Source organism: Prochlorococcus marinus str. NATL2A, from assembly GCF_000012465.1.
GTDB lineage: Bacteria > Cyanobacteriota > Cyanobacteriia > PCC-6307 > Cyanobiaceae > Prochlorococcus_B > Prochlorococcus_B marinus_B.
Window position 1 is genome coordinate 1,688,692 of record NC_007335.2, and the last position, 23,332, is coordinate 1,712,023.

General features: G+C 35.2%; 23 protein-coding genes. 10 read left to right on the plus strand and 13 right to left on the minus strand.

The annotated features are described in order from the left end of the window. Positions 1 to 6 precede the first annotated feature (6 nt). Positions 7 to 663 (minus strand): DedA family protein, encoded by a 657-nt coding sequence (locus PMN2A_RS09275; protein WP_011295545.1) that lies wholly within the window; start codon positions 661 to 663, stop codon positions 7 to 9. Between the two features lie 24 nt (positions 664 to 687). Continuing rightward, a complete protein-coding gene (gene ahcY, locus PMN2A_RS09280; RefSeq protein ID WP_011295546.1) occupies positions 688 to 2,121 on the minus strand; it encodes an adenosylhomocysteinase in 1,434 nt (477 codons plus the stop codon). 24 nt (positions 2,122 to 2,145) lie between these two features. Here ahcY and tsaE point away from each other — a divergent pair, with 24 nt between their 5' ends. Continuing rightward, on the plus strand, positions 2,146 to 2,670 hold the full coding sequence (gene tsaE / locus PMN2A_RS09285) for a tRNA (adenosine(37)-N6)-threonylcarbamoyltransferase complex ATPase subunit type 1 TsaE (protein WP_011295547.1): 525 nt from the start codon (positions 2,146 to 2,148) through the stop codon (positions 2,668 to 2,670). On the opposite strand, the gene PMN2A_RS09290 is transcribed toward tsaE, so the two are convergent. Both PMN2A_RS09290 and PMN2A_RS09295 read right to left on the minus strand, forming a co-directional pair. Beyond that, positions 2,616 to 3,632: a carbohydrate kinase family protein gene (locus tag PMN2A_RS09290; protein WP_011295548.1), complete on the minus strand. Its 1,017-nt coding sequence runs from the start codon at positions 3,630 to 3,632 to the stop codon at positions 2,616 to 2,618. The genes tsaE and PMN2A_RS09290 overlap by 55 nt on opposite strands. A gap of 36 nt (positions 3,633 to 3,668) precedes the next feature. Further along, entirely contained in the window at positions 3,669 to 4,823 is a 1,155-nt protein-coding gene (locus tag PMN2A_RS09295) for an A/G-specific adenine glycosylase (protein ID WP_011295549.1), read from the minus strand. A 177-nt stretch (positions 4,824 to 5,000) separates the two neighbouring features. Between PMN2A_RS09295 and PMN2A_RS09300 the strand changes: the two genes are divergently transcribed. Beyond that, positions 5,001 to 5,900 (plus strand): alpha/beta fold hydrolase, encoded by a 900-nt coding sequence (locus PMN2A_RS09300; RefSeq protein ID WP_011295550.1) that lies wholly within the window; start codon positions 5,001 to 5,003, stop codon positions 5,898 to 5,900. On the opposite strand, the gene PMN2A_RS09305 is transcribed toward PMN2A_RS09300, so the two are convergent. Both PMN2A_RS09305 and mgtE read right to left on the minus strand, forming a co-directional pair. Beyond that, positions 5,885 to 6,892 carry an RpoD/SigA family RNA polymerase sigma factor gene (locus PMN2A_RS09305; protein WP_011295551.1) on the minus strand — a complete coding sequence of 336 codons (1,008 nt, stop codon included), beginning with the start codon at positions 6,890 to 6,892 and terminating at the stop codon, positions 5,885 to 5,887. The genes PMN2A_RS09300 and PMN2A_RS09305 overlap by 16 nt on opposite strands. A gap of 100 nt (positions 6,893 to 6,992) precedes the next feature. Beyond that, positions 6,993 to 8,402: a magnesium transporter gene (gene mgtE / locus PMN2A_RS09310; RefSeq protein WP_011295552.1), complete on the minus strand. Its 1,410-nt coding sequence runs from the start codon at positions 8,400 to 8,402 to the stop codon at positions 6,993 to 6,995. A gap of 63 nt (positions 8,403 to 8,465) precedes the next feature. Between mgtE and PMN2A_RS09315 the strand changes: the two genes are divergently transcribed. Continuing rightward, entirely contained in the window at positions 8,466 to 8,942 is a 477-nt protein-coding gene (locus tag PMN2A_RS09315; protein WP_011295553.1) for a glutathione peroxidase, read from the plus strand. Here PMN2A_RS09315 and PMN2A_RS09320 read toward each other — a convergent pair. Genes PMN2A_RS09320 through gyrB form a run of 4 tightly spaced genes read right to left on the minus strand, consistent with a single transcriptional unit; the run spans position 8,939 to position 11,967 of the window. Then, positions 8,939 to 9,283 carry a fluoride efflux transporter FluC gene (locus tag PMN2A_RS09320; protein WP_011295554.1) on the minus strand — a complete coding sequence of 115 codons (345 nt, stop codon included), beginning with the start codon at positions 9,281 to 9,283 and terminating at the stop codon, positions 8,939 to 8,941. The genes PMN2A_RS09315 and PMN2A_RS09320 overlap by 4 nt on opposite strands. Continuing rightward, on the minus strand, positions 9,284 to 9,658 hold the full coding sequence (locus PMN2A_RS09325; protein WP_011295555.1) for a fluoride efflux transporter FluC: 375 nt from the start codon (positions 9,656 to 9,658) through the stop codon (positions 9,284 to 9,286). It lies immediately after the preceding gene. Between the two features lie 12 nt (positions 9,659 to 9,670). After that, a complete protein-coding gene (locus PMN2A_RS09330; RefSeq protein ID WP_011295556.1) occupies positions 9,671 to 10,000 on the minus strand; it encodes a hypothetical protein in 330 nt (109 codons plus the stop codon). Further along, positions 10,000 to 11,967 carry a DNA topoisomerase (ATP-hydrolyzing) subunit B gene (gyrB, locus tag PMN2A_RS09335; protein ID WP_011295557.1) on the minus strand — a complete coding sequence of 656 codons (1,968 nt, stop codon included), beginning with the start codon at positions 11,965 to 11,967 and terminating at the stop codon, positions 10,000 to 10,002. Before gyrB ends, PMN2A_RS09330 begins: the two co-directional genes overlap by 1 nt. A gap of 171 nt (positions 11,968 to 12,138) precedes the next feature. On the opposite strand from gyrB, the gene miaA reads away from it, so the two are divergent. The 4 genes from miaA to epsC all read left to right on the plus strand — a co-directional run bounded on the left by miaA (position 12,139) and on the right by epsC (position 15,531). Beyond that, positions 12,139 to 13,038, plus strand: coding sequence for a tRNA (adenosine(37)-N6)-dimethylallyltransferase MiaA (gene miaA / locus PMN2A_RS09340; RefSeq protein ID WP_011295558.1), 900 nt, complete (start codon positions 12,139 to 12,141; stop codon positions 13,036 to 13,038). A gap of 59 nt (positions 13,039 to 13,097) precedes the next feature. Continuing rightward, positions 13,098 to 13,706, plus strand: a complete 609-nt coding sequence (gene infC / locus PMN2A_RS09345) for a translation initiation factor IF-3 (protein ID WP_011295559.1) — start codon at positions 13,098 to 13,100, stop codon at positions 13,704 to 13,706. 91 nt (positions 13,707 to 13,797) lie between these two features. Beyond that, positions 13,798 to 14,787, plus strand: a complete 990-nt coding sequence (locus tag PMN2A_RS09350) for a GntR family transcriptional regulator (RefSeq protein ID WP_011295560.1) — start codon at positions 13,798 to 13,800, stop codon at positions 14,785 to 14,787. A 3-nt stretch (positions 14,788 to 14,790) separates the two neighbouring features. Beyond that, positions 14,791 to 15,531 carry a serine O-acetyltransferase gene (gene epsC / locus PMN2A_RS09355; RefSeq protein ID WP_011295561.1) on the plus strand — a complete coding sequence of 247 codons (741 nt, stop codon included), beginning with the start codon at positions 14,791 to 14,793 and terminating at the stop codon, positions 15,529 to 15,531. A gap of 22 nt (positions 15,532 to 15,553) precedes the next feature. Here epsC and PMN2A_RS09360 read toward each other — a convergent pair whose 3' ends face one another. Genes PMN2A_RS09360 through secA form a run of 3 tightly spaced genes read right to left on the minus strand, consistent with a single transcriptional unit; the run spans position 15,554 to position 20,548 of the window. Beyond that, positions 15,554 to 16,351, minus strand: coding sequence for an ABC transporter permease (locus tag PMN2A_RS09360; RefSeq protein WP_144043295.1), 798 nt, complete (start codon positions 16,349 to 16,351; stop codon positions 15,554 to 15,556). Further along, a complete protein-coding gene (locus PMN2A_RS09365; protein ID WP_011295563.1) occupies positions 16,323 to 17,702 on the minus strand; it encodes an ATP-binding cassette domain-containing protein in 1,380 nt (459 codons plus the stop codon). Before PMN2A_RS09365 ends, PMN2A_RS09360 begins: the two co-directional genes overlap by 29 nt. A 17-nt stretch (positions 17,703 to 17,719) precedes the next feature. Further along, positions 17,720 to 20,548 (minus strand): preprotein translocase subunit SecA, encoded by a 2,829-nt coding sequence (gene secA, locus PMN2A_RS09370; RefSeq protein ID WP_011295564.1) that lies wholly within the window; start codon positions 20,546 to 20,548, stop codon positions 17,720 to 17,722. Positions 20,549 to 20,746: 198 nt separating this feature from the next. Between secA and gmd the strand changes: the two genes are divergently transcribed. From gmd to PMN2A_RS09385, 3 genes are all read left to right on the plus strand, one after another. Then, the gene (gene gmd / locus PMN2A_RS09375) at positions 20,747 to 21,814 is read left to right on the plus strand and encodes a GDP-mannose 4,6-dehydratase (RefSeq protein ID WP_011295565.1); all 1,068 of its coding nucleotides are present in this window, start codon (positions 20,747 to 20,749) and stop codon (positions 21,812 to 21,814) included. Between the two features lie 55 nt (positions 21,815 to 21,869). Continuing rightward, the gene (locus PMN2A_RS10005; protein WP_011295566.1) at positions 21,870 to 23,048 is read left to right on the plus strand and encodes a DUF4214 domain-containing protein; all 1,179 of its coding nucleotides are present in this window, start codon (positions 21,870 to 21,872) and stop codon (positions 23,046 to 23,048) included. Between the two features lie 92 nt (positions 23,049 to 23,140). Continuing rightward, complete coding sequence (locus PMN2A_RS09385; protein WP_011295163.1) at positions 23,141 to 23,323, plus strand: DUF6447 family protein; 183 nt, start codon at positions 23,141 to 23,143, stop codon at positions 23,321 to 23,323. The last annotated feature ends 9 nt before the right edge of the window (positions 23,324 to 23,332 follow it).

Sequence of the window (23,332 nt, forward strand, 5' to 3'; positions counted from 1 at the left end):
ATCTTTTTAGTTGTTAATTAGTTTACGTAGAGTTTTATAAATTAAATTTATTAAAGCTCCAGATATAACAACAATAATGATTATCTTAAATACACTTGAGAAGGGACTAATTAACGTTTCAATGTTTGCATAATTATCCCCTAAATAGAACCCTGTAATTGTTAAAAACAACGTCCAAATCAAGCTTCCAGCGGTTGTCCAAATTAGAAAAGGAGTGATAGGCATTAACTCAACCCCTGCTGGAACTGAAATCAAAGTACGAATTCCAGGTACTAATCTTCCCCAGAAGACTAAAGACACTCCATACCTGTTGAACCATTTACGACTGCGAGCAAGTTCCTGAGGCTTAATCCCAATCCAACGTCCATTCTTCTCAAGCCATTTCTCAAGTCTTTCTTCATTCACCAATCTGCCAATTCCATACCAAGGCAACGCCCCAATAACAGTTCCGATTAAACCTGCTAAAACAACTGGTAAAAAATCTAATTGACCTTGAGACACATAAAAGCCTCCAAGAGGCATAATCAACTCTGAAGGAATTGGCGGAATTAGGTTTTCCAAAAACATTGCCAATAAGATCGCTCCATAACCAATCCACTGATTGGTCTCAACTGCATTTCCTATAAATACTGGTAAAGAAGAAATAAATTCAGATATTTCCATTTAGTTTGAACTATTTAAATAAAATCAATAACGATATTGCTCTGTCTTGTAGGGACCTTCGATTGGAACATTAATATATTCAGCTTGTTCTTGAGTTAACTTAGTTAACTTTGCTCCAATCTTATCTAGATGAAGAACAGCCACCATTTCATCTAAATGTTTGGGCAAGACATAAACTTTGTTCAAATATTTAACGCCATATTTAAATAGTTCAATTTGAGCTAATACTTGATTAGTAAAAGAATTACTCATAACAAAACTAGGATGACCAGTGGCACATCCAAGATTAACTAATCTCCCTTCTGCTAGAAGAATAATTTTGTTACCGCTTGGTAAAGTTATGTGATCTACTTGGGGTTTAATATTTTCCCATTCATAAGACTTTAAAGAGGAAACCTCTATTTCATTATCAAAATGGCCAATATTACAAACAATCGATTCATTCTTCATCCTAATCAAATGCTCATGACGAATCACTTGAAAATTTCCAGTGGCAGTAACAAAAATATCTACATCTTCCACAACTTCATTTAATCTCACAACTCTATAACCCTCCATTGCGGCTTGAAGAGCACATATTGGATCTATCTCAGCAATCATTACTGTCGCGCCTAAACCCCTTAAAGACTGCGCAGAACCTTTTCCAACATCTCCATATCCCATTACAAGGGCTACCTTGCCAGCCACCATGACATCTGTAGCTCTTTTGATCCCATCCACCAAGGACTCTCGGCAACCATAAAGATTATCAAACTTACTTTTAGTCACAGAATCATTTACGTTGATTGCTGGGAAAACAAGTTCTCCATTTTTTTCCATTTGATAAAGACGAGCTACACCTGTTGTGGTTTCCTCAGTAATTCCTTTTATAAAAGATTTAGCTTTTGAATAAAAAGTTGGATCTTGTGAAAGTTTTTTCTTAATGGAAGCAAATAATGCAATTTCCTCTTCATTTGAAGGGTTATTAAGAACTGAAATATCTTCTTCCGCTTTGCTCCCCAGAATAATCAATCCAGTCGCATCACCACCATCGTCAAGAATCATATTTGCAGATTCACCATCTCTCCACTCAAAAATTTTATGCGTATATTCCCAGTATTCATCTAAAGTCTCACCCTTCTTGGCAAATACTGGGACTCCTGAATTTGCAATAGCTGCAGCAGCATGATCCTGAGTGGAAAAAATATTACATGAAGCCCATCTAACTTTTGCACCAAGTTCAACGAGAGTCTCAATAAGAACTCCTGTTTGAATAGTCATGTGGAGACTACCTGCTATGAAAGCACCTTTTAAGGGTTTTTGGGATCCATATTTTTTTCTCAGTGCCATTAAACCAGGCATTTCTGTTTCAGCTATCAAAAGTTCTTTTCGCCCGAATTCTGCTTCCGTTATATCGTTAACGACGTAATCAGTATTATTCTCAATACTGTTGAGATTTGACTTGGTTGCTGCGAACATAAGTTGGACTCTCTATGGGAGATAGTGGAAAAAGATACAGAAAAACAATTCAAGGTTTTTAATTCATTTGCTCAGCAAACCAATAATTTCTGCTGGACTTTAGATAAACCTGAATCAACGATGTCATTAGGTTCAACATTAACAAAAATATTTCCAGATCTACGCATTCTCCTTTTAAATGGGCCTCTTGGAGCAGGAAAAACCACATTAGTTAAAGGAATTGCAAAAAGTCTAAAAATTCAAGAGCCCATTACTTCTCCAACTTTTCCTTTATCCCAACATTATCCTTTGGGATCGCCTCCATTGGTACATCTTGATCTTTACAGGATTGAAGAACAAAATGCGGCAAACGAATTTTTTTTACAAGAGGAAGAGGAATCTAAAGCCATTGGTGCATTGATGGTTGTTGAATGGCCAGAAAGGTTATCACTGCCAATGCCTGATGCTTGGAGAGGAAAATTAGAATATTCCTCAGAAAATCAATCCCGTTTTTTTCAGCTGATTTCTCCTTTAGATAAAGACAATAAATTGTCAATATCATCTAAGTAAGGTTGTGGTTCTATCGCTCCTAATCCCTTGCAAACATGAGAGCCACATGCAATTCCAAATTGAATAATATCTTTAGCACTTTGTTCACTGATTTGATCTAATTCAACAGAGATGAGTTTATAAATTAATCCTGCAGTGAATGCATCACCAGCTCCAGTTGTATCAACCACAGAAGAGGGGATAATCGCAAATGATTTGCCAAGGTGATTATTGAGTCGCCATAAAATAGGATTTGATCCATCGGTAACTACAACAGATGGTCTTTGCGGAAGAGATGAAGAGATTTCAGTTGGATCAGAACTATTAAAAAACCATTGAGCCTCCTCTTTTGCGAGTTTTATTAATGAGACGTTTTTTAAAATTGACAATATTTGATTTTTTTCTTTCACAGAGGGCTCTGAGCCGGTCGAAACTTGGTTTCGCCAAAAAGTTGGACGCCAATTCAAATCAAGGGCAATCTTTATTCCTGAATGCATAGCATTTTCGATACACCACAAAAAAGCTTTGGATGATATTTCTGAAGCCAAAGGAATTGTTCCTGCCACTAACCATTGCGCATTTTCCGCAACCAATGGCCAGTCTCGAATAATTTGTTCCAAAGATATGGCTTGATCGGCAAATCCCAAGCCTTTATCACCCTCAAATCCTTCAAAACATCTTTCTCCATCAGAGTCTCTACGAACCAATACAACTCTTGTTGGACGAAGAGTATCTTGCTGTAATCCAGAGGTATTAATTCCCCTTTGGATTAATAGATTATTAAAATCCTCTCCAAAAGCATCATTTCCTAAAGAGCCAATAAAAGAGACCTTCGCTCCTAGTCTGCTCAAGGCACAAGCAACATTAGCTGGAGCGCCACCAAAACAATCTGTTACTGGCAAATCACTAGATGGGTCTCCACCAAGAGGTCCAAGTCGATCTATTAAAGCTTCTCCAATCGCAATGACACTTCCAGCACGCATGTCTAATTAATTATTAATAGATTTATTATTGGTGATTTACAGATTTTTATTTCCAATACAAAGATGTTTATGTAATTCAGAAATAATTTTAGTATTAGCAGCAGGAAAAGGAAAATCAAAAAGTTTGTCGGGAGACACCCAAAGTAATTTTTGACTAGCTAAAGGTTTGGGCTGACCTGATATCCATGCGCAAATATGAACAGTAAAATTCAGCCTCTTGTGAGTATAAGCGTGTTCAAAAGATAAAAGCTTTTCTCCAACGTTGACAACAATCCCAAGCTCTTCTTTTAATTCTCGCTCGATAGTTTTCACAATCGATTCGTTGGGAATTTTTTTTCCTCCTGGAAATTCCCACATTCCTCCCATACTTGAGTTTTCTAATCGCTGATCGATAAGCAATTCACCTTTTTGATTAAAAACAAGCCCAATTCCAATTTCTTGCAGAGGCTTTATTTTGGTCATTTCTTTTTTAGGAAAATCTTCAGGATCGTACTTTGTATAAGCAACACAAAAATTTTGTAGTGGGCAAGAAGAACAACTTGGATTTTTGGGAGTACAAATAATTGCCCCTAAATCCATCAAAGCCTGATTGAAATCCCTTGGACTTTGCCTTTCAATCAATAACGAGCTGAATTCCCATAATTTTCTCTCATCTCTAATAGATTTTCTTTCAATGGCTAGCAATCTAGACAAAATTCTTTTTACATTCCCATCCAATATTGGCGTTGGCAGGTCAAATGCAGATGAGATGATGCTACCTGCAGTACTTCTACCGATACCAGGAAGAGACATCCACTTATCTATTTGATTAGGCCAAGAATCTGGATCTTGATCTCTATTTTTGCCAACAAATTCAACTAATATTTTAGATGATTGATGAATTCGTTTCGCACGTGAATAGTAACCAAGACCTTGCCATATCATAAGAAGATTCTCCAAATCAGCCTCTGCTAAATACGACAAGGTAGGAAAACACTTCATCCATTTTTTCCAGTAAGGAATAACGACCTTCAACTGAGTCTGCTGAAGCATGACCTCTGCAATCCAAATTCCATAAGGAGATATACTTTCACCTGATCGAGGAACGGAACCATCTTTCTTTAATTTCCATGGTATCCAGTATCTACCATTTTCCCTAAACCATTCCAGAAGTGAATTTTGGATATCTTGAGGAGAATCAAAAATGCCCATCAAAATAAATCAAAATTGAAAAAATGTTCTTTCACAATATCATTTTTTTGATAATTTTATCGACTCAAATTAATACTTTTTGAATAGCTAATACATCGAATAATATGAAAAACAAAACTATTCACTTTACGAAAGATATATCTTTAAGTAAAAATAATTTCATCCTTCTCTAAAAATATGAAGCAATTCTGGAATTGGAAAAATTATCAAATTGCATGGCAAGTAGAAGAAACAAGTAATGATTCAGGAATCGCTATAGTATTAATTCATGGTTTTGGAGCATGTAAAGAGCATTGGAGATTCAATCAAAAAACTATTAGCTCAATTGCACCATGCTATGCATTAGATTTAATAGGTTTTGGAGACAGCAGTAAGCCAAATTCACAGATTCCATATGAAAAGAAAACCTATCAGAATTTCAATTATTGTTTTGATAATTGGAGTCAGCTAGTTTATGATTTTTGTAACGAAATAGTTAAAAAACCTGTCTTATTAATTGGAAATTCGATTGGGGGAGTTATTGCATTAAATACATCGAAAAAATTATCTCAAAAAGCCTTAGGGGTCATATTAATTGATTGTGCTCAAAGGACAATGGATGATAAACGCCTAGCTGAACAATCGTTATTAATGAGATTTTTAAGACCAGTGATTAAAACTTTTGTAAGACAAAGACTTTTAAGTTCCAACATTTTTAACATCGCAGCACAACCAAAATTTATTGCGAAAATTTTAAAAGTAGCTTATCCAAGTCGAAATAATGTTGATGAAGAGTTAATAGACACACTCTTCAAGCCAACCCAAAGCAAAGGAGCTCCGGAGGCTTTTAGAGGATTTATTAACCTATTTGATGATTATCTAGCACCAAATTTACTAAAGGAAATGAATACTTCAGTTCACTTAATTTGGGGAGAAAAAGATCCTTGGGAACCTGTGAAAGAAGCTCAAAAATGGTTTAAAACTTTTGAATGTATAAAATCTTTAGATGTTATTTCAGACGCAGGACATTGTCCCCATGATGAAATGCCAGAAAAAGTTAATCCTATTCTTATAAAGATAATTCAAGAAGCCATATAAGCTTCAACTGAGTCTCCGGTTTTTCTTAAACCTCGCAAACCGTCTCTTTCTAAATTTCTTACTCTATCTCTACTAATACCCAAAACTCTTCCAATACCAGTAAGACTCATCGGATCATCACCATCTATACCGTATCTCATTCTTAAAACACGATTTTGTAATTCGGGTAATTGTTCGAGTAATGTTTCTAAATCACCCTTCATGCAATCACTTTCAATTTGTTCGGAGGGCATATCAATTTCGTTAGATAATAAGTCTAATAAAATAGTATCTTCACCATCGCCAATTTTTGTTTCTAAGCTAACTGGCTGCCCAGCTCTACTCATTAAATCTTTAACGTCAGTCTCTGGCAACTCAACATACTCAGATAGTTCTTTCAAGGTTGGAGTTCTAGAAAGTTCTTGACTTAATTCTCGTTGACCTTTTTTCAACTTGTTTAGCATTTCAGTTATGTGTATAGGCAGTCTTATAGATCTACTTTTTTCAGCAATTGCGCGTGTGATGCCTTGACGTATCCACCAGTAGGCATAGGTTGAAAACTTGTATCCACGAGTAGGATCAAATTTTTCAACTCCCCGAACTAAGCCGATAGTTCCTTCTTGAATTAAATCTAATAATTCCATATTTCTTTTTGTGTATTTCTTAGCAACACTTACTACCAAACGAAGATTGGCTGCAACCATTCTCTCTTTTGCTCTTCTTCCGCTCTTTAACTTCTTTTTTAATTGGATCGGAGAGATTCCAGCTTTGTCAGCGAAAAAGTTGATGTCTGGCTTTTCCCCTAAATCGCTCTCGAGTTCGGTCTCAAGATTTTCAAGGGAAACAAGATCTTGAACTTGTCTTCCCAAAGTAATTTCCTGCTCGTGTGACAGCAAAGGGACTCTTCCAATATCTCTTAAGTAAGAACGAACTAAGTCAATATCCGTAACGGATCTTGCAGAAGCAGCGGAAGATGAATTCTTAGTCTTAGGAGCCTCTACTGCCGTTGTCATAGGTTTGTTGAGTTTTGTAAAGCTTACTACTAAGAATTGTAAAGATCAAATAAGAATAGCTCGGCTTCCCACACTTTGAGTAAAAACACTCATTCGACTTCTACCCCAATCTTCCTAGGAGCCAAGAAGCAGTTTTCAAATAAATCAGTACCCCTGCAACATCTGTGGCAGTAGTAATAAAAGGTGCAGACATTAAAGCGGGGTCTAAGCCCATACGATCAAAAAGCAAAGGTAATGAAGCTCCTGCGGTAGCAGCAAGAGTTGTAATAGCAATCAAGCTTATTCCTACAGCAGTTGCAACTAAAGGTCCCTGTCCTTGCCACCAAGCAAAAGGTACGACAAAAACAGCCATCGAAACTCCCAGCAAGGCTCCTGCTAAAGCTTCTTTTGCAATAGCCCTAAATAGACCAAGTCGTTGTATTCGTTGAGTACTCAAACCTCGAATAACAACCGTTGAGCTTTGAGCCCCAACATTCCCTCCTGCGCCAATCAATAAAGGAATGAAAGCAGTCAACAAAACCACTTGCTTCAAAACCTCGTCATTCATTGCAATCACTTGAGTTGTTAATCCATTTGCGAGGACCAAAACGGCAAGCCAGACAATACGCCGTCTGGCTACAACGAATAAATTGCTTTGGAAGTAATCATCTTCATCACCAGCTTGAACCGCTCCAGCTGCATAAATGTCCCTAGTCGCCTCTTGCTCAATAACATCAATTACATCATCAACAGTGACAATTCCTACTAGTCTTTTCTCAAGATCTACCACCGGTAAAGCTAAAAAATCATATCTTTGAATTGCTCTTGCAACCTCTTCTTGATCAGTATCGGTTCTGACATTTACAACCTCTCTTGTCATCACTTCTCCAATAAGTGATTCAGGATCAGCAACTACTAAATCCCTTAAAGATAAAATTCCAGTCAGATGCCTCTCTTTATCAGTCACATAAAGGCTGTAAATGGTTTCTGAAAAAGTAGCTCTTTGTCTGACTAGTTTTAAAGCTTGTGAAACGCTAAGAAATTCTTTGAGATCTATAAATTCTGTTGTCATTAATCTGCCAGCCGTTTCAGACTCATACCCCAACAGCTGAGCAGTTACTCGTCTTTCTTCGGGACTAAGCTCTGCAAGTAAACGCCTTACAACTTTTGCAGGCAACTCATCAAATAGTCGAACACGATCATCGGGTGACATTTCTTCAACTAAATCGAGTACTTCGTTTGACCTCAAACGATCTAAAAGATTTTGTTGTACTGAAGGATCTAAATATTCGTAAACCTCAATTGCTTCGTTTTTATTCAAAAGCCTAAAAGCCAAGGCTTGCAAAATCATCGGCAAAGTTCCAATAGCCTGAGCTATATCAACAGGCTGCACAGGGCTGAGAAGTAATTTGACGCCATCGTAATTTCCCGCTGAAAGCATTGCCTCTAGTTGCTGAGCAACTGCCTCAGCAACCAAACTGCCATTAGCCAAGGATTGAGTCTCACGAGATGCCCCTATTTCTTCGTTCATATTTGGAGCAGCAAGCCATTATTATTTTATGGCTAACTCCAGTTTTTTATCACTTCCATATCCATGTCCGTAAATATCAGCAAAGTGGAGGTCTTCTCTTTTAAAAATCAGAAAATAACTTTTGATCATTACAAAGGAAATGTCTTATTAATTGTCAATGTCGCAAGCAAGTGCGGATTTACTAAGCAATATAAAGCTCTTCAGTATCTTCAGGATAAATATGAATCCAAAGGCTTCAAAGTTTTAGGCTTTCCTTGCAATGACTTTGGAAACCAAGAGCCTGGGCAATTGGAAGAAATAAAAGAGTTCTGTTCAACAACTTATGGAGTCAATTTCCAACTTTTCCAAAAAGTTCATGCCAAAGGCAAAACAACAGAACCATTTACTACCTTGAATCAAGTAAGTCCATCTGGAGACGTTGAATGGAACTTTGAGAAATTTCTCATTAATACTGAGGGAGATGCGGTCGCAAGATTTAAAAGTTCAATAGAACCTGACAGTCCTGAAGTCACACAAGCAATAGAAAAATTACTCGATTAAGCATTTAATCTCTTTGCAAAGATGTGGCCTAAAGCAATAGACAAAACTCCCATAAGTACAATTGAAAGTGAGTTCAGTAAAAATAATTTATACAGGCCTTGATTTAGTAACTTATATAAGTGAGACATCCAGCTACTAAAGGTAGTCATAGAGCCACAAAGTCCAACACAAAGAGTTAATTTATATCTTTTTAAAATATTTAATGAATTAAAAAATCCTAATAAAAAGCAACCAATTAAATTGACTATAAAAATTTCATCAATTTGCCATCGAAATAAAGCTCCAAGAAATGCTCCTAAAGATATTAAGAAAAATGTATTGTTTTTAATATCTATACCCATCTATTGAGTACCTAAGAACAATCCAAATGCAAAAGCAATGATTCCTATACTCACAGAAATAATAAATAACTTTAAAGCTCTAAAAAGTTCCAATTGCAAACATAAATCAAACAGATCATAAACAAATGAAGAAAAAGTACTGAGGCTTCCAAAAAAACCAATTGAAAAGAATAATATTAATTGGTAAGAATAAGTAAAAGCTCTAAATTGCTCTACAAGTGAAAGGAATAAACCAAGGCCAAAAGAAGCAAAAGTATTAATTATTAGAATTAAAAAACCTTTGTCTAAATTTAAGTTTCCTAATTTATGATGAATTTGAAATCGAATATTAGCCCCTAAAATTGCACCAATAGAAACAAATAAAATATCAGACATATATCATATTACTCAAATTTCCACCCATCCTCTTCTATAAAACAACTGATCAAAGTTATGACATAAAACACTAACTAATAACCAATTTTTGCTCTCATTACTTTCCCATACTTGAATAACTTTAACTGGTGTTCCTGCTTTAACCTTAGTTAAAGTAGATGAATTATTAGAGGCTGAGGTAAGCAAATTAAAATCTTTTAATGCAATTATTGGTGATCCAATATTATTTTTTCTATGCTGAATAATTGATTCTTGGGCACCCCCAGCAGGTAATGTAGTAGGGGCTACCAAACCAATACATAAAAGCCATGTCCAGACAATAAAAGTACTAATTATATTCATCAAATATCTAAAGTAGCCAGGTCCAGATCAACACTATGAGTTTCAATAAATTCTCTTCTTGGTGCAACTTTATCACCCATTAAAATTGTAAATATTCGATCAGCTTCAAGAGCATCTTCTATCTCAACTCTTTTCATCATTCTAGTTGTTGGGTCCATAGTTGTTTCCCATAATTGTTTAGGCATCATTTCTCCTAAACCTTTAAATCGTTGAATTGTATAATTTGCTTTTTCTCCAAAACTTGCAAGAGTTTTTTGCATATCTGATTCGTTATAACAATATTTATGATTCTTTCCTCTTGTAACTTTATATAGAGGTGGACAAGCAATATAAATATATCCACCTTCTACAAGATCCTTTTGATACCTATAAAAGAAAGTCAACAGCAACGTTCTTATATGAGCACCATCTACATCAGCATCAGTCATGATTACTACTCTGTGATATCTGAGATTCTTAACTTCAAAATCCTCACCTTTTATTCCTAAACCAAGAGCAGTTATTAAAGATTGAATCTCAGTATTTTTATACATCTTCGCATCATCGGTTTTCTCAATATTTAGAATTTTTCCTCTCAAAGGTAAAATTGCTTGAAATTTTCGATCTCTTCCTTGCTTAGCCGATCCTCCAGCAGAATCTCCCTCAACTATATAAATTTCTGATTCTGATGGGTCTCTTGAACTACAATCAGCCAATTTTCCTGGCAAAGTAGAACTTTCTAAAACACTTTTTCTACGAACCAATTCTCTAGCTCTTCTAGCTGCCTCAGCAGCATTAAAGGCTTGTATTGCTTTCTCTAAAATTAAGTCAATAACACCTGGGTTGAATTCTAAATATTGACTCAGAGCCGTCCCTACCAAGCTATCAACAATTCCTCGAACCTCAGTGTTACCTAATTTAGTTTTTGTTTGACCTTCAAATTCTGGATCTGGAACTTTTACAGATAAAACAGCTGTTAAACCTTCTCGAATATTTTCCCCTGCTAAATTCGAATCTCCATCTTTTCGTTTACCTCTTTTCTTTGCAAATGAGTTTAACGTTCTAGTTAATACTGTTTTCAGACCCTCAATATGAGTTCCACCATCTATGGTGCGAATATTATTAGCAAATCCAAGAATGCTATCTGAATAAGCATCAACGCACCATTGCATTGCTGCTTCTACTTGAACACCATCTTTTTCTGAGTTGACATAAATAATCTCTGGATGTAATGAGTCTTTTGCTTTAGTCATATACTCTACATATTCTTTTATTCCACCTTCGTAAAAATAAACTTCTTCATATGGAGTTTGCGAAGAATCATTCGATTGCTTTCTCTCGTCACGAAAAACGATACGAACCCCTCCATTTAAATAGGCTAGTTCTCGTAGTCTCGATGATAAAATTCCGTATTCAAACGATATGCCATCCGTAAAAATTTGATCATCAGGTTTAAAGCAAACAGTAGTACCAGTTAAATTTTTATCTGATTTCGAAAGATTCTCAGACTTTAGACTCCCAATTGATGCGCCTCTTTCGAACCGCTGAAAATGAACTTGTTGTTGCCTCCTAACTGTTACTTCCACCCATTCACTTAAAGCATTTACAACCGATATTCCAACACCATGCAAACCTCCAGAAACCTTATAACCACCGCTTCCAAATTTGCCACCAGCATGCAAAACAGTTAGAACGGTTTCAAGAGCACTTTTACCAGTGCGAGGATGTAAGTCAGTTGGAATTCCCCGACCATTGTCTGATACTGATGCTGAACCATCCTCACAAAGCAATATTGTGATTTGATCACAGTGACCAGCTAGTGCCTCGTCTACAGCATTATCAACAACTTCATACACAAGATGATGAAGTCCTTTAGAGCCTGTTGAACCTATATACATTCCAGGCCGCTTTCTTACAGGTTCCAAGCCTTCAAGAACTTGGATCTGCTCAGCACCATAAGCCGCTTGGACTTTTGAATCTTTACTCATTCTGATAAACGGATGCAGGCAAGGTTGTATTTGATACGAGCATTAGCCGAAACCTTTCCCCAAATTTCAATTTAACATTGGTATCAAGGAAAGTCTTAGGAAAAATTTAAAACCAAATTAAAAAATTTAATTTCATGCAATTACTGCTAATAAAACCCCTGAAAGACAATCATGCAACCCAATAAACCTCTTGTCGTAGCCCTTATGGGCCCAACTGCAAGTGGTAAAACTGAACTTGCGATTGATATTGCAAAAAAAATCAATTCTAATATTCACAATATTGATTCTCGCCAAATTTATATTGATATGGATATTGGCACCGCAAAGCCAACAGCAGTTCAACAAAGCCAAGTAAACCATTTCCTTATTGATATTTGCTTGCCATCTAAACCAATCAATCTTCATGATTTTCAATCCATAGCCAAAACATCCATTGAGAGAGATTTAGAAAAAAAGGGTTTAACTTTACTTGTAGGAGGAAGTGGTTTATATCTGCAAGCCTTAATTGGAGGACTTAATCCTCCAGCGGTACCTCCTCAAAAATTCTTAAGAGATCAACTTAAAAAAATCGATAAAGCCGAACGACACAAATTATTAAAGCTTTGTGACCCTTTCTCAGCGCAGAGAATACATCCAGAAGACTCAATAAGAATAATTCGTGCTCTTGAAGTTTTTTATGCAACAGGAAGAATGTTTTCGAAGGCTAAAAACATGAGGCCTACTCCTTGGAGAGTTTTGGAACTTGGATTAAATCCTGAAAATTTAACCAGTAGAATTCAACTTAGAACTAGAGAAATGTATAAAAAAGGGTTAGTAGAAGAAACAGGAGATTTGATCAATAAATACGGAAATAATTTACAGTTGCTTAAAACTATTGGATATGGTGAAGCAAGGTCTATGATTAATGGAAAGATTAATTATGAGGAGGCTTTAGAAATAACAATAAAACGAACTTGCCAATTAGCCAAAAGACAAAAAACTTGGTTTAGAAATAAGCATAATTCTAAATGGCTAAATGATGAGAATGCATTACCCGAAGCTTTAGCTTCTATCTATGAGTTTCTTGGTTGATGAGATCATATATGCTTAGAATTGCTCCAAAAGGTTTTTCCACGTTAATTAATTACTGAATGCCACCACGTCCCCGTTTTGATCGTCGCGCTCCAGAAAGGGAGTTGCCCAATATTAATGAAAGAATCAGCTATTCGAGCTTGAGGGTTGTTGATTCAGATGGCACTCAACTTGGAGTCATCAGTCGCGAGGACGCTTTAGAGGTCGCTAAAGAGAGAGAATTAGATCTTGTTCTAGTAAGTGAGAAGGCGACTCCTCCTGTATGCCGAATAATGAATTATGGGAAATTTAAGTTTGAGCAAGAAAAAAAAGCAAAAGAAGCTAAGAAAAAATCACATCAAACAGAAGTTAAAGAAGTAAAAATGAGGTATAAAATTGATCAGCATGATTATCAGGTCCGTATTAGTCAGGCCACTAGATTCTTAAAGGCTGGAGATAAAGTCAAATGCACAGTTATATTTAGAGGCCGCGAAATTCAACATACTGCTCTAGCAGAGACACTTTTAAAAAGAATGGCCAAGGATTTGGAAGAAAAGGCTGAAGTACAACAATCGCCCAAAAGAGAGGGAAGAAATATGATCATGTTTTTAACTCCGCGTAAAACTCCTCTTTTAAAGAAAGAGAGTGAAATAACTGAGCCCAAAAAAGCTTTGAGAACAATTGATTAAATTAAACAAAATTGTCATATGACAAACAAAAAATTGTCACTGGCTATTCTTTTTATTAATCTAGCCACATTCACACCTGGCATATCAACGCGTGAGATTCCACATACAACAGGACAGTGAAATCCCGGCATCAAGCCAGTTATATAACCAAGTTTGTTTTGCTATTGCAGCAAGACATTACCCACCTGGACATAGGTTGCCCAGTACTAGGCAACTTGCGATGCAAACTGGTTTACATCGAAATACTATAAGCAAAGTCTATAGACAGCTAGAAAAAGATGGAGTTGTTGAAGCTATTGCAGGTTCAGGTATTTATGTTCGGGATCAGCAAAAACAAAAAGATTTAAGAAGTAGCTCTCATGCACTACGTAAAAAAGGTATCCAAGATATAGACCATGAAGTCCGTAAAAGTATTGATGAACTTTTAAATACGGGATGCACCTTGCAGCAAACGAGAGAATTATTTACCCGTGAAATTGATTGGAGGCTGAGATGCGGAGCTCGCTTACTTGTTAGTACTCCTAGAGAAGATATTGGAGCATCATTACTAATTGCTGAAGAATTGGCTCCTCATTTAGATGTCCCAGTCGAGGTTGTTCCAATGGAAGAACTAGAGAGTGTTTTAGAAAGCTCAAGCAAAGGAACAGTCGTGACAAGCAGATATTTCTTACAGCCTTTGGAAGAATTAGCAAACCGACATCAAGTTCGAGCTGTCGCTGTAGATCTCAGCGATTTTCAAAAAGAACTAACCATATTAAAAAAACTTCGCTCAGGCAGTTGTGTAGGAATAGTTAGTATTAGCCCAGGAATATTAAGAGCAGCAGAGGTTATTTTACACAGTATGCGAGGCAACGAATTACTTTTGATGACTGCAAATCCCGATGTAGGTAGTAGATTAATAGCTTTACTAAGGGCTGCCAGTCATGTGATTTGTGACAGCCCAAGCCTTCCTCTTGTGGAACATACTCTCAGGCAAAATCGTTCACAATTAATGCGCATGCCTCAAATACATTGTGCACATAAATATCTTAGTGACTCTACAATTGAGGAGCTTCGAAAAGAGATTGGTCTCTTAGAGTAATCAATGCTTAAAATTATTAAGGCAGATTTCTCAATTATCAAAGAAAGAGATCCGGCTGCTAGAGGTTTTTTAGAGATTGTTTTTTGTTACCCAGGGTTTCAAGCCCTGGTTGTACATAGAATTAGTCATAAACTCTGGAATCTAAAACTTCCACTAGTCCCAAGATTACTCAGCCAAATAACACGGTTTTTAACAGGTGTAGAGATTCATCCGGGAGCGAAAATTGGTAAAGCTGTATTTATAGATCATGGAATGGGAGTTGTTATTGGCGAGACGAGTGAGATAGGCAACAGATGCCTTTTATATCAAGGAGTTACTCTTGGTGGAACAGGTAAAGAAAATGGGAAAAGACATCCAACTTTAGAAGCAAATGTTGTCGTTGGAGCCGGAGCTAAAGTTCTTGGTGCAATCATTGTTGGCACGAATACAAGAATTGGGGCTGGGTCAGTGGTAGTTAGAGATGTAGAAGCTGATAGCACTGTAGTAGGGATCCCAGGCAGGGTAGTGCATCAAAGTGGAGTCAAAATCAATCCACTTGCTCACTCTGCGTTACCTGATACAGAAGGAAATGTAATAAGAAATTTAATGGAAAGAATTGATGAGCTTGAAAATCAAGTAATTAACTTTCAAGAGATAATCAGAAATTCAAATATAGGGATAAATGATAAGAACTTCCATCAAGGAGAATCACAAAATTTAAAAGACAAAGAAATCATCGAATTCATCGGAAAGAATAAAAAATAATAGATAAAATTTAGTATTATTTTCAAACCAAGAAAGGTAATTTTCCACTACTCTTTTTTAGAAAATTTAGAGAGAAGTATATTCCTACAAAGTTAATAATTAGTATTAATAATGATTCTCTATAATTAACAAATCCACTATTAATGCTGACTCTTAAAGGGTCTAAAATTCTATAAAATAAATTAACATCAGTTATCCAGCCTATATTACCTAAACTCTCTTTTCTGTATAATATTGGAGATGTTAAAAAGACTATTTGCATAATTATTGGAACTAGTTGAGCCAGATCAGTATATCTAATACTGATCAAACAAAGAAGCAAAGGAAACCAATAAATGAATAAAACAAAATTGAGCATGGGAATCCATGACGCAGTACATATATTTATTAGTAATACAGGTTTAAAAAGTAAAAGTACAATAAAAACCAGCAAGAAAGACTGAAAAAAAGTCTGAATCTGAAATGCCCATTCTTCTAAGGTATAAAATAATGGCCTTAAGTTCATATTTTTTATATTTGAGGAATTATTAGAAAAAAGATTAGGAGCCATACAAACAGATGAAGAAATTGTATTCCAAATAACCAATCCAATTCCTAGATATACAAAATACGAACTGAAGTCTTGAACTTTAAAAACAGTTCCATACACAAAACCTAAAGTTGAGATTGACAGTAAGTTTGAAAATCCTAGCCAAAAGCTACCAAGAGTAGTTCTTGCAAATCTTGCTCTTGTTCTAGATGTAGCGGTATACCACCATACTCTTCTGTTATTTATAGCAAACTTAAAATCATCAATTATCATTGCTGTGGATATAATCATGAGTGTGATAATAATTTAATGAAGCATCTAGTGAGCCATCATAAACAACTTGCCCATGGTTAAATACAATACCTCTTGTACAAAATTGTTTTAAAAGATGTTCAGAATGACTTGCAAGTATAAGAGTCCCTGAAGAATTCATAAATGATTTCATACGTTTCTCAGCCCTTTCAAAGAAATCAGAGTCTCCAGTCCCAAATCCTTCATCTATTGCTAAACAATCATGGGGTATGGATGTCAAAATTGAAAAAATTAATCTAGCACTCATTCCTTCACTATAAGTTTTAATTGGTAGTGAAATAAACTCACCTAGTCCAGAAAATTCTATAATATCTTGAAGAAATTGATCAAAACCATTTAAACTTTTATTTACTAGCAAATAATGTGCCTTGGCTGCATCAACGCCAGTGAGATCTGTACTTGTTAAAAAACTTTTTTGAAGCATGGGATACACATCGACTTCAACATCTAAATCACCTTCTGTAGGTAAATAAATACCAGAAATAACCTTTAAGAAGCTAGTCTTGCCTGAACCGTTATGACCAATTAACGCAACTCTTTCTCCATTCATAATTGTCAAATTTATATTTCTCAAAGCCTCAATTTTTGTAGTTGTTTTATTTTTGACTAATTGACCACCAATAATAGAGTTTAAAACACCTTTTGTTAAAAGATTAGATAACTTTTGATCGTGTTTAAAAGAAATTGGAATTGTTAGAGATAAGTTTCTAATTTTTATTATTGCTTTTGTTGATGTATTAATTTTCTCAAAGCTCATCTTATGAAGTATTTCTGTAACGGCATACTTATCCAAATGATAACTTGAATCGACTTTGTTCAGATAATTTATACCGACTTGAAGAGCTTTCCCTAAGATCCAAGGATCAATAGAATCTGGCTTATATGCATTTATCCAACAAATATCTTTACTTATTTGATCGGTAAATAATTGAGCAGCTTGTACTTTTTTTTCTAGGACTTCAACATCCTTCAAAGAAATATTATCAATTTTTTCTTCAATGTTAGACTGCTCAATAGTCAACATAGATGCTAATTCGTATATCTTTAATTCACCTCTTTTACACTTTAAAGACCAAGTATTTAAACTATCAAAATCTGCTTTTCTTGCAAATAAATTCAAGTAAATTTGATTAATTTGAAACTCTATAGAATTCACAGATGTTAAACTTTTCTTATACTCCTCTTGTGATGAAAAAGCCTTTGCGACATCAATTAAATTTGCTTTATCTTCTGATTTTGATAACCAGTAATTCATTCCCGCAGGATCACATGGTCTACCAAAAAATGCGATATATAGCTTCTGCAGTTCATTAGAGTTAAATGATGTCATTTACATCACTTTATTATTCATGATTCAACTTTCTTAGTTGTTGGTTGAAACATAAACATTGAATAAATAACATTTCTCCGAAAATTAATCATCATCTCTAAAAACATGTCATATCCTTCATTTTTATACTCGATTAATGGATCTTTTTGTCCATAGCCTCTTAAACCAACAGATTCACGTAAGGAGTCCATTGATTGAAGATGTTCTCTCCATAGTGTATCAAGTTGTTGAAGCATGAAAAATTTTTCAGCTTCTCTCATAATCCCTGGATGTGTTTCTTCTAATTGAGCCTCTTTCAGATCGTAAGCATTTCTCATTTGCTCTTGTAAAAAAACTTTTAATTGATTAGTGTCTAAACCTATTAATTCGGAGCTTTTTAAGTCATTTAAAAGATAAATAAATTCTTGTACTTTCCCTACTAATTTATCAAGCTCCCATTCTTCTGGAGGTAACTCTTCATTGATATATGCATCGACAATTTCTCCCATAGTTTTTTCACCATAACTAATCACTTGAGATTTTAATTCTTGCCCCTTAAGCACTCTTCTTCTCTCGCTATAAACTGCTTTTCGTTGATTATTCATTACTTCGTCATATTCAAAAACTTGTTTTCTAATGTCGTAATAGTAAGTTTCAACTTTTTTCTGAGCTCCCTCCAAAGATCTTGTTAACATTCCAGACTCAATTGGCATATCTTCTTCAACCCTAAAGGCATTCATAAGTCCTGCGACTCGATCCCCTCCGAAAATCCTCAATAAATTATCTTCCAAAGAGAGAAAAAATCTAGTACTGCCAAAATCTCCTTGTCTTCCAGCTCTTCCTCTCAATTGATTATCAACTCTTCTTGATTCGTGACGCTCAGTCCCAATCACATGAAGGCCTCCAGCCTCTGTTACCAACTTCTCTTCATTATTGGTAATAACCTCGTACTCGGTTTTTATTGAGTGAATTGCTCTTCTTATAGCCAAAATATTTTCATCTTTTGTTGGTGTCTTTTCTGCAGCAGTAGCTATGTAATCCTCCAATTCTCCAAGTGTCAAAGCTCTATCTCCCCATTCTTTAACAAGTTTTGCAGCTAATTGGCCAAGTTCATTATCAGTTTTATCGGATAAAATAACCGGAAAAAGGTTATTTAGTGAGCTAGATTGATTGCTAGTTTTTGCTTCTGCCTTAACCTCGAGAGATTTAAAACCTGAAGCTTTATCCCTTTGCAAAGGAACTGGGGGATTATGTCTATCCTCAGGTTTAACCAAACGAGAACTTAAAACCTGTTTTATTTTTAGCTTGGCCATATATTCACTATTCCCACCAAGGATTATATCCGTACCTCTTCCAGCCATATTGGTGGCAATAGTTACTGCTCCTTTTCTCCCTGCTTGTGCAACAATTTCTGATTCTCTCTCTACATTTTCAGGCTTAGCATTCAACAAATTATGTGGAATATTTTCCTCAGCGAGAAGTGTACTTAATAATTCACTTTTTTCAACACTTGTAGTCCCTACAAGTATTGGTCTACCTTGTTTATTAATTAATGAAGTTTCTTTGGCAACAGCACGCCATTTAGCATTTTCAGTTTTAAAGACTTGATCAACCCAATCCTCTCTTGAAACTTTTTTATTAGTTGGAATAACACTTGTTTTTAATTTATATGTTTTGTCAAATTCCACCTCCTCTGTTTTAGCAGTGCCTGTCATTCCAGACAGACGAGGATAAAGAAGAAAGAAATTCTGATAAGTAATTGACGCTAAAGTCTGAGTCTCTGGCTGTATGGCTAAATTTTCCTTTGCTTCAATGGCTTGATGCTGTCCATCACTCCATCTCCTTCCTGGCATTACCCTCCCGGTGAATTCATCAACTATCACAGCCTCTCCATTACGGACTATATAGTTAACGTCTTTTGTAAAAAGTTCTTTTGCCTTTAAGGCATTTGTAACGTAATGAGCCCATGGATCTTTGGGATCGAAAAGATCTTTAACTTCTAAAAGTTCCTCTGTTTTTGCAAACCCATCATCAGTTAAAACGCAACTTCTTTGTTTCTCATCAACTTCATAATCGCCTTCGGGATCAATTCCATCTTTGCCTAACTCCGAAGCTCTCTGTAATTTCATAACAACTTCTGCAGCCTTTTGATATTTCTCCTGAGGGCGTTCAACTTGACCGGAAATGATTAGTGGAGTACGAGCTTCATCTATAAGAATTGAATCAACTTCATCGATCACACAAAATTGAAAATCTCTTTGAACAATCTCCGCTTTATCGGCAGCCATGTTATCTCGCAAATAATCAAAACCCAATTCAGAATTGGTTGCATATGTAATGTCACATTGATAGTTTTTTTTCCTCTCTCGAGGATTCATATCCTGCTGTATTAAACCAACTTCTAATCCAAGAAAACGGTGTACTTGTCCCATCCATTCAGCATCCCTCTTAGCTAAATAATCATTAACCGTAACAACATGAACACCTTTTCCAGTTAAAGCATTTAGATAACTAGGCAAAGTAGAAACAAGCGTTTTTCCTTCACCAGTTTTCATTTCCGCTATCTGTCCCTCATGTAAAACCATTCCTCCAATAAGTTGGACATCAAAATGTCTCATTCCAAGAACTCGCTTGGAAGCCTCTCTTACAACAGCAAAAGCGTTTGGTAACAACTCATCTAAAATTTTTAATTGTTTATCTGAATTTTCAGCTTTCTCTAGCCTTTGCCTAAATTCATTTGTGCTACCCCTAAGCTCTTCGTCACTCAACACGGAAATGTCTTCTTCTAAAATATTGATCTCTGAAACTATTGGATAATAATTTTTCAGTCTTCTTTTATTAGGATCCCCAAGCAACTGTCCAAACATTCAAAATAAATTTAATTCCCTTCATTATATGATGCTTGAGATCGATATCACTTAATATAAAATATTAAATAAGTATTCATACACGTAACAATCAGTTTTTCTGCTTATGTTTTATAAATTAATTTGATCGTAAAAAAAATACAAAAGTATGTTTCATCGATGCAGTAAAGTAATATTGGTTTTTATTAAGGCAAGAGTGTGAGCCCCCAAAAAACTGCTCTTATCACAGGCATCACAGGGCAAGATGGTAGTTACCTAGCAGAATTACTAATATCAAAAGGATATGAAGTACATGGCCTTGTTAGAAGATCAAGTCAAGTAAATACACATCTAATCGATCATTTGATAAGTGATAATGAAGAGAAAAAAAAAGTTCATTTACACTATGGAGATCTTACACACAGCACAAATTTAGTAAGAATTATAAAAGAGATTGAGCCAGATGAGATCTATAATTTAGGTGCTCAAAGTCATGTAAAAGTAAGCTTTGAATCGCCAGAGTACACAGCTCAAACTGATGCACTGGGACCTTTGCGAATACTTGAAGCTGTAAGGATCCTTGGATTAACTAAAAAGACTAGAATTTATCAAGCCAGTACGTCCGAATTATATGGCCTAATACAAGAAACACCTCAAAAAGAGACCACACCTTTTTATCCAAGAAGTCCTTACGGAGTAGCAAAATTATATGCTTATTGGATAACTATTAACTACCGTGAGTCTTATGGAATATATGCATGTAACGGCATACTTTTCAATCATGAGTCTCCAAGAAGAGGTGAAACTTTCGTAACAAGGAAAATCACTAGAGGTTTAACAAGAATAAATTTAGGCTTAGAAAAATGCCTAGAGATGGGAAACATTGATTCTCTAAGGGACTGGGGACATGCAAAAGACTATGTGGAGATGCAATGGAGAATGCTTCAACAAGAGACACCTGAAGATTATGTGATTGCAACTGGCCAAACAACATCAGTTAGAAATTTTATAGAAAAATCATCTATTGCTCTGGGCTGGGGCGGAATCGAATGGGATGGAGAAAATGAGAAAGAAGTTGGCAGAAGAAAAGACAATGGAGATCTGGTAATAAAAATCAATCCAGAGTTTTACAGGCCTGCCGAAGTAGAGCAATTATTAGGTGATGCGACAAAAGCACATAACAATCTCGGATGGAAGCCGAAAATAAAAATAGACGAATTAATAATGGAAATGATCAATGCTGATAAATTAATTGCTGAACTAGAACTAAAACAGATGTCTATTTAAATCAAAAAATCACCAATAATATTTTAGTTGTTATGTTATGTAAAAATATTGATTAATGCTACTTACTATTGATTCACTTATAAGTGATGAACTCATAGATCACACAAAATATACATTATCAGGAAGCGAATCACTATCTTATTATGTAGATAAAACTGTAGGAGTTGAAAGCCTAGATAGATATTATTTAGATTCTAATCAACAAACTAAATATTTAGATACAATTAAAACAATTAACCAAGGTCATAACCAAGAAGAGCAGAATTTTATCAAAGATATTTTTAATAGATTAGATTTAATTATTGATCTTGATTTCTATGAAATGTCACATAATAATGGTTCTATGCTTGATATCTATCACATAACTTACTCATCACATTTCGAACAAAATGTAATTGGTCAAGCAATTCAGCAAAAAACTAGCACTGGTGGATGGTGGGATATTTTTTGGAAGGATAGTCCTAATGAAAGAAGCTCAGATAGTAAAGAAAACTTTAATACAATACTCCACGAAATAGGCCATACACTTGGACTTAGTCATCCTAATGATGATCCTTTTGATAAAAATTTTAATTCCCAAGATACAATAATGTCTTACAATAAAGGTCCAGGAGATTGGGGACACTGGTTCTCCACAAAGGATATTAATGCATTGATAAAAATATGGGGAAGAGAAAATGATCTTGGTTTTATTGACTTTGATGGTGATAGTGTTCAATATAAATTTAAAAAGTCAGAGGACAAAAAATACTTCATAGAAACTGAGATTGGGTTCGAAGATATAACTAACATTTATAGTTTAAATTTCACAGATAAAACTATTAATGTAGGAGATGATATTATTGATGTTTTTAATTTATTAAATGATAAAGAAGATGCTACCAGCAAAATTTACAGGCTCTATAACGCTTCATTTTCTAGGTTTCCAGATAAAGAAGGATTAAAATATTGGATTAATAAGAATAAGTCAGGTGAAAATACTTTTCGTCAAACTGCCAATTCTTTTATACTTTCGGATGAATTCACAAAAAAATACGGTAAAGATCCTAGCAACATTGATTACATCAAAAATCTCTATCAAAACGTTCTTAATAGAGATCCAGACATCATTGGACAATCATATTGGTTAGGTAAATTAAATGAAGGTTTGGAGGATAGAACAGAATTATTGATCGGATTTTCCGAATCTGAAGAAAATAAAAATATGTTTTCAATCGAAACAAATATTTTTTAAATATCCTCTTATTAACATCTGAACGAAATTTCTTGAAATAATTAAGTATGGATACGCTTTACAATATATAGTAGTTAGAAAGCATTAACAAAATGGCCAACGTCACAATAGATGGAAAAGAATACGACGTCGATTCTCTTAGTAAGGAAGCAAAAGAACAACTTGCGAGCTTAAAATTTGTCCAAGGTGAGATTCAAAGGCTTCAAGCCCAAATGGCAGTTTGCCAAACGGCAGCTGCTGCATACTCTAATGCATTAAAAAATTTACTAGATTAAGGTGTTTTA